Genomic DNA, 13,092 nt, shown 5'->3' on the forward strand with positions numbered 1-13,092 from the left:
CCCCTGACATTGCAGGGGATTTTCCATTTTCCTGTTTATCTGAAGAGTCCGATGACAATTAATTCCCCTCGCAGATCGCGTTTCCACTGGCTGAAATGGCTACTCATTTTACTTGTTGTGTTGATCGTGGCTGGCGTGATTTGGCGCGTAGTGGGCGGACACGGCGGTGCGCCGGGTGGTATGCCTCCAGGGGGAGGAAAGGGTGGTCATCGCGGGGGCGCAGGCGGCCCGCCGGGTATGGCGATGATGGGCGGCGGTGCCACGCTGGTGCATAGCGGTGTGGCCACCACGGCCAATGTGCCGGTGTATCTCAATGCGCTGGGCACGGTGATCCCGAATGCCAGCGTCACCGTCACCAGTCGTGTGGCGGGCCAACTGGAAAAAGTCTTCTTTACCGAAGGGCAAAAAGTCGAGGCCGGACAGCTGCTGGCGCAGATCGATCCGCGCAGCTATCAGGCGACACTGGCGCAGTATCAGGGCGATCTCAATCAAAACCAGGCGTTATTGAAAAGCGCTGAGCTGACCTTGGCTCGCTATAAAAAGCTGGCGGCCCAGGACTCGTTGTCACGCCAGGATCTCGACACGCAAACGGCCACCGTTGGGCAGTACAAAGGTGCAGTGGCAGCCGATCAGGCGCAGATCGCCAGTGCAAAGCTGGATATTGAGTACGCGCGCATCACCTCGCCAGTCAGCGGCCGTGTTGGCCTGCGTTTGGTTGATCCGGGCAATATGGTGCAAACCACCGATACCACCGGCATTGTGGTGGTGACGCAGATGCAGCCCGCAGCCGTGACCTTCAGCGTCCCGCAGAGCAATATCGCGCAACTCACCAAAGCGCTGCACAATGGGCAGAGTTTGCCCGCAGTGGCTTTTGATCAGGACAACAGCACCCAGCTGGCTGAAGGCAGCGTGCAGTTCATCAGCAACCAGATCGATACCAGCACTGGCACCATTGAGCTGAAAGCCACTTTCCCGAATGAAGATGAATCGCTGTTTGCTAATCAGTTCGTCAACCTGCGTCTGCAAACCAACATCCTGAATAACGCCACGGTGATCCCGGCGCAGGCGCTGCAACTGAGCAGCGACGGCAGCTTTGTGTTTGTCATCAATAAAGACAACACCGTGACGCGTAAAGCCGTGACCACTGGCCCGGCGTTTGGCGAAGATCAGCAGTCGATTCTAAAAGGCGTTGAGCCGGGCGATCGTCTGGTCACCGAAGGCATCGATCGCCTGACCAACGGCAGTAAAGTCTCTCTGGCCGATGACAGCAAAACTGCCACAGTGGCCAAAAAATGAATCCGTCTCGTCTGTTTATCCAGCGTCCCGTCGCCACCATCCTGCTGATGGTCGGCGTACTGATTTCCGGGATCTTTGCCTATAAGTTCCTCTCCACCTCGGCGCTGCCGCAGGTGGATTACCCGACCATTCAGGTCACCACCTTGTATCCTGGCGCCAGTCCGGATGTGATGGCGTCGTCCGTTACCTCGCCGCTGGAGCGCCAACTCGGGCAGATGGCGGGTCTGAGCCAGATGACGTCAACCAGTTCGGGGGGTTCCTCGATCATCACCCTGAAGTTCAGCCTCGATCTGTCGCTGGATGTCGCCGAGCAGGAAGTGCAGGCGGCGATCAATGCCGCCAACAACCTACTGCCGAGCGATCTGCCCAATCCGCCGACCTATAAAAAGGTCAACCCGGCAGATACGGCGGTGATTACGCTGGCGGCCAGCTCGGATAACCTGCCGCTGACTCAGGTGCAGGATCTGGTGAACACCCGCGTGGCGCTGAAGCTGTCGCAGATAAACGGCGTCGGTATGGTGACATTGGCGGGCGGCCATCAACCGGCAATCCGCGTGCAGATGGACCCGAAAGCGCTGGCGGCGCACAAGCTGTCGCTGGAAGACGTCAATACGTTGATCAGTAACAGCAACGTCAATGGCTCAAAGGGCGGCTTCGACGGCAAATATCACTCGGTGACCATCGACGCCAACGATCAGCTGCGCACCGCCGATGAGTACGGCAATCTGATCATCACCTATCAGAACGGTGCTGCACTGCGCCTGAAAGATATCGCGCACATCGAACAGGGGCCGGAGAACAGCTTCCAGTCAGCGTGGGCCAATAACAGTCCGGCAATTGTGATCAGCGTGCAGCGCCAGCCGGGTGCCAACGTGATTCAGGTGGTGGACAGCATTAAAGCGCAACTGCCAACCTTGCAGGCCGCGTTACCCGATGGCGTGAAGATGAGCATTTTGTCGGATCGCACCCAAACCATTCGTGCTTCCATCAGCGACGTACAATTTGAACTGATGCTGTCGGTGGCGCTGGTGGTGATGGTGACCTTCCTGTTCCTGCGCAATGTGGCGGCGACGTTGATCCCGAGCGTGGCAGTGCCGCTGTCACTGATTGGCACTTTCGGCGTGATGTACCTGGCCGATTTCAGTCTGAACAACCTGTCACTGATGGCGCTGACTATCGCCACTGGCTTCGTGATTGACGATGCGATTGTGGTGGTGGAGAACATCTCTCGTCGGCTGGAAGAGGGCGAAACGCCGATGCAGGCGGCGCTGAAAGGGTCGCAGCAGATTGGCTTCACCATCATCTCACTGACCTTCTCGCTGATTGCGGTGTTGATCCCGTTGCTGTTTATGGGCGATGTGGTGGGGCGCTTGTTCCGCGAATTTGCCATCACACTGGCGGTGTCGATTCTGGTGTCGATGGTGGTGTCACTGACGCTAACGCCAATGCTGTGCGCTTACCTGTTGCAGCATATCCCGGAAGAGAAGCAGTCGCGCTTCTCGCGTAAGGGCGGGCAAATTTTTGATAAGCTGGTGCGCGGCTATGACCGTCTTCTGACCGTGGTGCTGAACCATCAGAAGTTGACGCTGCTGGTGGCGCTGGCAACCTTTGCGCTGACGGCGCTGCTGTATATCGCCATCCCGAAAGGCTTCTTCCCGACGCAGGATACCGGTCTGATTCAGGGCGTCACCGTGGCGTCGCAGGATGTGTCGTTTAGCGAGATGTCGAAGCGTCAGCAGGCGCTGGCAAAAGTGATTCTGCAGAACCCGTCGGTGGACAGCCTCTCTTCGACCATCGGCATCGACGGCAGCAACACCAGTCTCAACAGCGGTCGCATCCAGATTAACCTCAAGTCATTTGATGAGCGTGATGATAAAGCCGATGTGGTGATCAAGCAGCTGCAACAGGCGGCACAACAGGTGGCGGGCATTCAGCTCTACCTGCAACCGGCGCAGGATTTGACGGTCAACGATCAGGTCACGCCGAGCCAGTATCAATTTACCCTCGACGATGCTGACAGTGAAAATCTGGTGAGCTGGACGCCGAAGATGGTGGCGGCCCTGCAGCAGCGTCCGGAATTTAACGGCGTGGTCAGCAATCTGCAGGATCAGGGCCGTGTTGCCTACGTCGAGCTAAACCGCGACAAAGCGGCGCGTTACGGCATCACCGCTTCGGATGTGGATACCGCGCTGTACAACAGTTTCGGCCAGCGTCTGGTTTCCACCATTTTTACCCAGGCCAATCAATATCGCGTGGTGCTGGAAGTGGCGCCGCAATATCAGCAGTCGCCAGCGTCGTTTGATGATGTCTATCTGCCGGTGAGCAGTAATTCAGGTACCTCAACCAGCAGCAGTTCGGGCACCACATCCAGCAACAGTTCGAGCAGCAGCTCAACCACCAGTACCGATAGCGACACCACCACCGGGATGGTGAAACTGACCTCGATCGCCACTATCCATCAGCGTACCGGTTCACTGATGCATATGCGTCTGAATCAGTTCCCGGCGGTGATGGTGTCGTTCAACCTCAACAGCGGCTACTCGCTGGAAGATGGACAGAAAGCGATTGCGGAAGTGACACAGCAGTTGAATCTGCCGTCCAGCATTACGCTGCGCTATCAGGGTGAAACCTCGGCCTTCCAGAGCGCCACTGGCAACACGCTGTGGCTGATTCTGGCCGCGCTGATCACCATGTATGTGGTGTTGGGCATCCTGTATGAGAGCTTTATTCATCCGGTGACCATTCTCTCGACGCTGCCATCAGCGGCGGTGGGCGCACTGTTGACGCTGTTGCTGGCGGGCAGTGAATTCAGTTTGATCGCCCTGATCGGGGTGATCCTGCTGATCGGCATCGTGAAAAAGAATGCAATTATGATGATCGACTTCGCGCTGGAAGCCGAAAACAAGCAGGGCATGAGTGCGCGTGATGCGATTCATCAGGCTTGTCTGCTGCGCTTCCGTCCGATCCTGATGACCACCATGGCGGCACTGCTCGGTGCACTGCCGCTGATGCTGGCCTCAGGATCCGGTGCCGAACTGCGTCAACCGCTCGGTCTGGTTATTGTCGGCGGTTTGATTGTCAGCCAGGTGCTGACGCTGTTCTCTACGCCGGTGATTTATCTGTGGTTCGATGGCATCGCGCAGCGCGGCAAGCGCTATATGCAGCGTAAACAGCAGCAGGCGCGGAGCGAGTAATGAACCTCACCAGACTCTTTATCTTCCGCCCGGTCACCACGTTGCTATTAACGTTGTCGATCATGCTGCTCGGTTTACTGGGCTATCGGCTGTTGCCGGTGGCCCCGCTGCCGCAGGTGGATTTCCCGACCATTATGGTCAGCGCCAGCTTAGCCGGTGCCAGCCCGGAAACCATGGCGGCCACGGTGGCTACGCCGCTGGAGCGTTCGCTCGGACAGATCGCGGGCGTCACTGAGATGACCTCGACCAGCTCGCAGGGCTCCACCAGCGTGATTTTGCAGTTTGATCTCGACCGCGATATCAACGGTGCGGCGCGTGATGTGCAGGCGGCGATCAATGCCGCACGCAGTCTGCTGCCGAGCGCCATGGAATCGCTGCCGACCTATCGCAAAGCCAACCCGTCCGATGCGCCGATTGTGATGCTGGCGCTGACCTCCGCCACGCGCACGCCAGGTGAACTCTACGACCTGGCGGAAAGTAAAATCGAGCAGGCGATGGGGCAGGTCAAGGGCGTGGGTGAAGTGTCGCTGATGGGGAGTGCGTTGCCCGCCGTGCGTATCGATCTGCAACCGCTCAAGCTGGCGCAATACGGCATCTCGCTGGACACGGTGCGGGAAGCCATCGCCAACAGCACCACCAACAAACCCAAAGGCATTCTGCAGGGCCGCCAGCAATCATGGGTCGTGGACAGCAATGGTCAGTTGGATAAAGCGGCGCAGTATCAGGATCTGATCGTCAGTTATAAAGACGGTAAAGCGGTACGTCTGCACGATGTCGCCACCGTGTACGATTCGGTGGAAGATCAGTATCAGGCCGGTTTCCTCAATTCGCAGCCGTCAGTCATGGTGGGCATTAAGCGCCAGGCCGGTGCCAACATGCTCGACACCATTGATGCCATCAAGGCGCAGTTGCCCGCGCTGGAAAAAGATCTGCCTGCGGATACCCAACTAAAAGTGGTGGTGGACCGTTCCCCGACGGTGCGTGAATCCCTGTACGACACCGAAGAAACGCTGCTGATCGCTATGCTATTGGTGATTGCCGTGGTGTTTGTATTCCTGCGCAACGTGCAGGCGGTGGTGATCCCGGCGCTGGCGTTGCCGGTGTCGTTGATTGGTACCTGTGCGGTGATGTATCTGCTGGGCTACAGCCTTGATAACCTGTCGTTGATGGCACTGATTATCGCCACCGGCTTTGTGGTTGATGATGCCATCGTGGTGCTGGAAAACATCACCCGCCATATCGAAGAAGGTTTGAGTCCGCTGCGTGCGGCGCTAAAAGGCGCGCAGGAAGTGAGTTTCACCGTGCTGTCGATGACCATATCACTGGTGGCGGTGTTTATCCCAATCCTGCTGATGGGCAGTATTGTCGGGCGTCTGTTCCGCGAGTTTGCCGTGACGCTCACCGTCTCGCTGTTGATCTCGATGTTCGTCTCGTTGAGCCTGACACCGATGCTGTGCGCGCGCCTGCTGAAGCCGAAACCGAAAGTCAGCAAGCGCCCCCATCCGCTGTATCAGTTTATTGAAAATCAGCTCAATGGCTTGCTGGCGGCCTATTCGCGTGGCCTGGCGTGGGTGATGGCGCACCAGAAGATCACCATGTTCAGCCTTGTGCTAACGGTATTACTGAACCTGTTCTTGTTCACCGTGGTGCAGAAGGGGTTCTTCCCCAATCAGGACACCGGGCTGTTGATGGGCGCACTGCGTGCCGATCAAAACATCTCGTTCCAGGCGATGAAACCGAAGATGCTGGAGTTCACTAAAATCATCCAGTCCGATCCGGCGGTGGACAGCGTGATGTCGTCGATGGGCAGCGGAATGTTTGGCTCGCGCAACAGCGCCAACTTCTTTGTGCGTCTTAAAGACTTTAGCGATCGCGATGCCACGGCCACCGAGGTCGCCAACCGGCTGAGCCTGAAGACCAGCCATATCGCCGGGGCGCAGATGTTCCTGATGGCGGCGCAGGATCTGCATATCGGTGGGCGCAGTGCTAACGCCACTTATCAATACAGCCTGCAGGCGGACGATCTGGATGTGCTGCGAGAGTGGACGCCGAAAGTCCAGGCCGCGCTGGCGGCGATCCCGCAGCTCAACAGCGTGGACTCTGATTCGCAAACCGGCGGCCAGGAAGTGGTGATCAATATCGATCGCGATCGTGCGCAACGGCTGGGCGTTAACGTGCAGATGCTGGATACCATGCTGAATAATGCCTTCAGCCAGCGCCAGGTCGCCACGCTCTATCACACGTTGAATCAGTATCATGTGGTGATGTCATTGCAGGACAGCTACACGCGCGATCCGGAGATTCTGAAAGAGCTGTATGTGATTAACGATAGCGGCGACCGTGTGCCGCTCTCTGCTTTCGCCAGCTTCAAGGGCGGTAATGCACCGCTCTCCGTGGCGCATCAGGGGCAATCGGCCACCAGCACCGTGGCCTTTAACCTGAATGATGGCGTGTCACTGGAGCAGGCGCAGGCGCTGATCAAGCAGGCGATGGCGCAGCTCGGCCTGCCGTCCACCATCCAGGCCGGTTTTGCTGGCACCGCAGCCGCCTTTGCGCAGCTGACCGCCACCATGCCGTGGCTGATTATTGCGGCACTGGCGGCGGTGTATATCGTGCTCGGCGTGTTGTATGAGAGCTATATCCATCCCATCACCATCCTCTCTACGCTGCCTTCTGCGGGGGTTGGCGCGCTACTTCTGCTATTGCTCACCAATACGCAACTGACGGTGATTGCCCTGATCGGCATCATTTTGCTGATCGGCATCGTGAAGAAGAACGCCATCATGATGATCGATTTTGCGATCCACGCCGAGCGCACGCAGGGGATGTCGCCGAAGCAGGCGATCACGCAGGCCTGTTTGATGCGCTTCCGCCCCATCATGATGACCACGCTGGCCGCCTTCTTTGGTGCTTTGCCGCTGGCATTGGGCAGCGGCGGTGATGCGGATTTACGCAGTCCGCTCGGCATTGCGATTGCCGGTGGTCTGGCGCTGAGCCAGCTGTTAACCCTGTTTACCACGCCGGTTGTTTATCTCTGGCTTGATAGTTTGAGTCGCGCCACTAAACGTCAGTGGCAGCGTTTGCGTCATGTGGAATCCTGATCGATGAAAAATGTCCTGAAATTTACCCCGATGGTGATGGCACTGTTGCTGGCGGGCTGCGCGGTGGGTCCTGATTATCAGCGCCCGACCATGGCGATGCCGACGCATTTTAAAGAAGCCAAAGGCTGGCAGCAGGCCACGCCGCAGGATGCAGAGAGCAAAGGCGACTGGTGGTTGGTGTATCACGATGCCACGCTGGATAGCCTGTTGCGTCAGGTGAGCATCTCCAACCAGAACGTGGCGAGCTATGCCGCGCAGTACCGTGAAGCGCAGGCGCTGACCTCACAATCTCGCGCGGCGTTATTTCCTTCGGTAAGCTACGACGCCAGCAGCACGCGCAGCGGCAGTCGGGCCAGCACCACCGGCCAGCGCAGCGTCAGCAATGCGCATGCCGCCGATCTCAGCGCCAGCTGGGAGCTGGATGTGTGGGGCAAACTGCGCCGCACACTGGAAGAGAACAAAGCCAGTGCGCAGGCGAGTAAGGCCGAGTTGGCGAATATCACGCTGAGTGCGCAGTCAGAGCTGGCACAGGATTACTTCCAGCTGCGCATCCTCGACGAGAAGATTGCCCTGTATCAGCGCAGTATCGACGCCTATCAGCGTTATCTGACGGTGATTCAGAACAAGTACTCGGCGGGCAGCGAATCCCGCGCCACCCTGGCACAGGCGCAGATGCAGCTGGAGAGCGCACGCGCCTCGGCACAGGATTATCAGTGGCAGCGTGCCCAATCGGAACACGCCATTGCGCTGTTGCTGGGCCGTGCGCCGGCTGATTTCTCGCTGCCAGTGGCGAAGCTGGAGGCTAAGTTACCCGCCATCCCTCATAGCCTGCCTTCTGCGCTGTTACAGCGTCGTCCGGATATTGCCTATGCCGAGCGTAATGTGGCAGCAGCCAATGCGGCGGTGGGTGTCGCCATCGCCGGTTACTATCCGGATTTGACCCTGAGCGCCAGCGGTGGCGTGAGTTCGTCGGCCATTAATAGCCTGTTCTCACTACCCAATCGCGTCTGGTCATTAGGGCCGGAGTTGAGCGGCACGCTGCTGGACTTCGGTGCGACCTCGGCCAAAGTGGAACAGGCACGCGCCGCCTATGACGCCAGCGTGGCGGATTATCGCCAGTCGGTGCTGACGGCGATGGGGGAAGTGGAAGATTATCTGGTGCAGCTCAATACGCTGCAAGGCGAAATTGCTTCACAGCAGCTGGCGACCAGTGCCGCGCAGGAGTCAGCCCGCGTGACGCGTAATCAGTATGATGCCGGGATGATTGATTACCTTGATGTGGCCACCACCGAAAACAGCAGTCTGAGCGAGCAGCAGAGTTTACTGTCACTGCAGAGCACGCAGTGGGTAAGCAGCGTTGAGCTGATTGCCGCGCTGGGCGGGGGTTGGCAGGGGTAAGTGTTATTCGTTCTGGCAGGGATGAGTTTTAGCAGCATAGATGAGGATTGTTTTGCAGTTTAGAGCAGCTAAGTATGAGGCTGTTGATTCTGTTGTGGGCTTTTTGGGTGCGGAGTGGTGGGCTATAGCGTCTTTGTTCAGTGGACTGCTTTGGCGCACGGATGGGCCATAGCCCCTCTGCGGCGGCCGGGCAGTCCTCGCGCCGCTGAAGCGGTGCCTTCGGCTTCCACGTCGTGCCCTTTTTGAACCAAACACCGAGCATATGCACGATCAGGTTCCCTTCTACCTAAACTCACATAAGCCAATGTGCAGCCTGTTCTCTTTGGCGAAGCGCCCCCAGTCTGCGTCAGCACCTGTTTACCACCCCAGATTGCGCTCTCACCTTTAAGCCAGTGCAGCCATGACGGCATTAGCACTGAGCAGCATTTCACAATTATCAGCACCCCAACGGTAAATTTTTACAGGCTACACACCACACCCACCTCAATTCCTCACCATAAATCACCGCGCCACTTGTCGAAAATCGCCAGATCCTGCAAGGTAAGCGCCATATTTAAACGCTGCTAAGGAGCTGGCATGCTTTTCACTGTTCTGCGTTTCCTGTTTCGCCTGTTATGGCGGGTGGAACTGCGTGGCGATCTCACCGCACTGCACAAAGAAAAAGTGCTGATCACCCCTAACCATATGTCTTTCCTTGATGGCATTTTGGTGGCGCTGTTTTTGCCGATTAAACCGGTGTTCGCCGTCTATTCCTCGATCAGCGATCAATGGTTTATGCGGCTCCTCAAGCCGATTATCGACTTCGTGCCACTCGATCCCACTAAACCGATGTCGATCAAACATCTGGTGCGCATGATCAATCAAGGTCGTCCGGTGGTGATCTTCCCGGAAGGGCGCATCACGGTGACGGGATCGCTGATGAAAATCTACAGCGGAGCGGGCTTTGTCGCGGCGAAATCGGGTGCGACCGTGGTCCCGATGCGCATTGAAGGCGCGGAGTACACGCCGTTTGGCAGACTGGCAGGGGTATTTAAGCGTCGCCTGTTCCCGCGTATCACTTTAAGCGTGCTGCCCGCCACCGTTATTCCGATGCCGGAAGCCAAACGCGCGCGCGATCGTCGCGTCTTAGCGGGTGAGCACTTACATCATGTGATGATGGAAGCACGTATGGCGGTGCGTCCGCGCGAAACCTTGTTCGAAGCCTTTCTCAATGCGCGCCAGCGTTATGGCCTGACTAAACCCTGCATTGAAGATATCAACTTCAAACCGGACAGTTACACCGGGCTGCTGAAAAAATCGCTGGGCGTGGGGCGTATTCTTGAGCGCTACAGCCAGCAGGGTGAATACGTTGGCCTGCTGCTGCCGAATGCCACGGTCACGGCGGCGGCGATCCTCGGGGCATCACTGCGCGGGCGTATCCCGGCGATGCTCAATTACACCGCGGGCGTCAACGGCATGCGCGCGGCGCTCACTGCTTCGCAGGTCAAAACCGTCTTCACTTCGCGCCAGTTCCTGGAGAAGGGCAATCTGGGGCATCTGCCGCAGGGCTTAACCGAAGTCCAGTGGATCTACCTCGAAGACCTCAAAGACACCGTTACCCTGAAAGACAAGTTGTGGATTCTGGCTCACCTGCTGATGCCGCGTCGTGCGCAGGTTCCGCAGCAGCCGGAAGAGGCGGCCATGGTGCTGTTCACCTCGGGTTCCGAAGGCAACCCCAAAGGCGTGGTGCACTCACATAAAAGCCTGTTGGCTAACGTCGAGCAAATTCGTACTGTGGCGGATTTCACCCCGCGCGATCGCTTTATGTCGGCGCTGCCGCTGTTCCATGCTTTCGGCCTCACGGTGGGCTTGTTTACGCCGCTGCTCACCGGCGCGCAGGTGTTCCTCTATCCGAGTCCGCTGCATTACCGCATCGTGCCGGAACTGGTGTATGACCGTAACTGCACCGTGCTGTTTGGCACCTCAACCTTCCTCGGTAACTACGCGCGCTTTGCCAATCCGTATGATTTTGCACGCCTGCGCTATGTGGTGGCGGGTGCAGAGAAGTTGCAGGAAGGCACGCGTCAAATCTACGCCGAGAAATACGGCATCCGCATTCTCGAAGGCTATGGCGTCACCGAGTGTGCGCCAGTGGTGGCCATCAACGTGCCGATGGCGGCGAAACCTCACACCGTGGGTCGTATTCTGCCCGGCATGGATTCACGTTTGATCTCCGTGCCAGGTATCGAGCAGGGCGGTCGTCTGCAACTGCGTGGTCCGAATGTGATGAACGGTTACCTGCGCGTGGAAAATCCGGGTGTTTTAGAGAAGCCCGTGGCGGACAACGGCGAAGGTGAGATGGAAGCCGGTTGGTATGATACCGGCGACATTGTTAGCTTCGATGAAGGTGGCTTCTGCCAGATTCAGGGGCGGGCCAAACGCTTCGCCAAAATCGCCGGTGAGATGGTGTCACTGGAAAGCGTCGAGCAGATCGCGCTGAAAGCGTCGGGTGAGAAGCAACATGCCGCCTCGCTGCGTCCTGATGGTCATCGCGGTGAAGCCTTAGTGCTGTTCACTACCGACAGCGCGCTGAACCGCGAGCAACTGCTTAAAGCCGCGCGTGATATCGGCGCACCAGAATTGGCGGTGCCGCGTGACATTCGCTTTATGAAACAGCTGCCGCAGCTGGGTAGCGGTAAACCAGATTACGTCAGCCTGAAACAGCTGGCCGAAGAGGAGCAGGCATGAGTCAGGCGGTTAATCCCGATTCACCGTTACTGTCACGCAATATGATGGCGGTGATCGTGGCGCAGTTTTTTTCCGCGTTTGGCGACAACGCGCTCCTGTTTGCCACGCTGGCGGTGCTGAAAAGTCAGCTCTATCCTGACTGGAGCCAGCCGATTCTGCAGATGATGTTTGTGGCCACTTACATTCTTCTGGCACCGTTTGTCGGGCAGATGGCTGACAGCTTTGCCAAAGGCCGGGTGATGATGTTTGCCAATAGCCTCAAGCTGCTGGGTGCGCTGATTATCTGCTTCGGCTTCAATCCATTCCTTGGCTATACGCTGGTGGGGATTGGTGCGGCATCCTACTCGCCGGCGAAATACGGCATCCTGACGGAGATTACACGCGGTGAAAGGCTGGTCAAAGCCAACGGCTTGATGGAGTCATCGACGATTGCTGCCATTCTGCTGGGTTCGGTGGCGGGCGGTATTCTGGCTGACTGGAATCTGCTGGCCGCGCTGGTTGTGTGTGCACTCACTTACGCGCTGGCGGTGGTGGCGAATATCTTTATCCCTAAACTTATGGCGGCACGCCCGGGCCAGAGTTGGCAGTTTGGTGCCATGTTCCGCAGTTTCAGGGACTCTGCGCTGTTGCTGTGGCGTAACGGCGAGACGCGTTTTTCCCTGCTCGGCACCAGCATGTTTTGGGGCGCGGGGGTAACGCTGCGTTTCCTGCTGGTGCTGTGGGTGCCCGTCGCGCTGGGTATCACCGACAATAAAACGCCGACCACGTTAAATGCCATGGTGGCGATCGGGATTGTGATTGGCGCCGCCGCAGCGGCGAAACTGGTGACGCTACAAACCGTGCGCCGTTGCATGCCCGCCGGGATATTGATTGGCGTAATGGTGGTGGTGTTCTCACTGCAAACCAGCTTGCTGAATGCCTATCTGGTGCTGATGGTGATTGGTGCGCTGGGGGGCTTCTTTGTGGTGCCACTCAATGCGCTGCTGCAGGAACGCGGCAAAGAGTCGGTGGGCGCAGGTAACGCGATTGCGGTGCAAAACTTCGGTGAAAACATCGCGATGTTGGTGATGCTGGCGCTGTACACCATCGCGGTGAAGTTGGGTGCACCTGCGGTGGCAACCGGTATTGGGTTCGGTGGGATTTTTGCTGTGGCGATTGCGGTGCTGTGGTGGAAATCGCGCCGTTAAGGCGGTGTGTGGAAAAACCAGGTCGCCAGCCATGGCGACCATAGATCCGAAATACGCGCCTTCACGGTACTCAAGCAAAAAACCGCGTCATACGCCAATAGGGTGCGCATCCAGGCTCATCGGGCCAAAGTCTTAACCACCAGGCCATCAATGCTGCAGGTCGTTGCGACGCAAACCGTTGCGCCGCAA

The 13,092-nt window shown here is 57.9% G+C and carries 6 protein-coding genes; all 6 read left to right on the forward strand.

Translation table 11 applies throughout. The annotated features are described in order from the left end of the window. The first annotated feature begins 51 nt into the window (after nucleotides 1–51). Nucleotides 52–1,296 (forward strand): MdtA/MuxA family multidrug efflux RND transporter periplasmic adaptor subunit, encoded by a 1,245-nt coding sequence (locus LH22_RS06505; RefSeq protein ID WP_038645071.1) that lies wholly within the window; start codon nucleotides 52–54, stop codon nucleotides 1,294–1,296. After that, complete coding sequence (locus LH22_RS06510; protein WP_038645073.1) at nucleotides 1,293–4,490, forward strand: efflux RND transporter permease subunit; 3,198 nt, start codon at nucleotides 1,293–1,295, stop codon at nucleotides 4,488–4,490. The genes LH22_RS06505 and LH22_RS06510 overlap by 4 nt, the downstream gene beginning before the upstream one ends. Continuing rightward, on the forward strand, nucleotides 4,490–7,591 hold the full coding sequence (locus LH22_RS06515) for a multidrug efflux RND transporter permease subunit (protein WP_038645075.1): 3,102 nt from the start codon (nucleotides 4,490–4,492) through the stop codon (nucleotides 7,589–7,591). Before LH22_RS06510 ends, LH22_RS06515 begins: the two co-directional genes overlap by 1 nt. A gap of 3 nt (nucleotides 7,592–7,594) precedes the next feature. Beyond that, entirely contained in the window at nucleotides 7,595–8,989 is a 1,395-nt protein-coding gene (locus LH22_RS06520) for an efflux transporter outer membrane subunit (RefSeq protein WP_038645077.1), read from the forward strand. A gap of 576 nt (nucleotides 8,990–9,565) precedes the next feature. After that, a complete protein-coding gene (gene aas / locus LH22_RS06525; RefSeq protein ID WP_038645079.1) occupies nucleotides 9,566–11,716 on the forward strand; it encodes a bifunctional acyl-ACP--phospholipid O-acyltransferase/long-chain-fatty-acid--ACP ligase in 2,151 nt (716 codons plus the stop codon). Then, complete coding sequence (gene lplT, locus LH22_RS06530) at nucleotides 11,713–12,903, forward strand: lysophospholipid transporter LplT (protein WP_038645081.1); 1,191 nt, start codon at nucleotides 11,713–11,715, stop codon at nucleotides 12,901–12,903. The genes aas and lplT overlap by 4 nt, the downstream gene beginning before the upstream one ends. Nucleotides 12,904–13,092: the final 189 nt, after the last annotated feature.

The sequence above is a fragment of the Pantoea rwandensis genome, from assembly GCF_000759475.1.
GTDB lineage: Bacteria > Pseudomonadota > Gammaproteobacteria > Enterobacterales > Enterobacteriaceae > Pantoea > Pantoea rwandensis_B.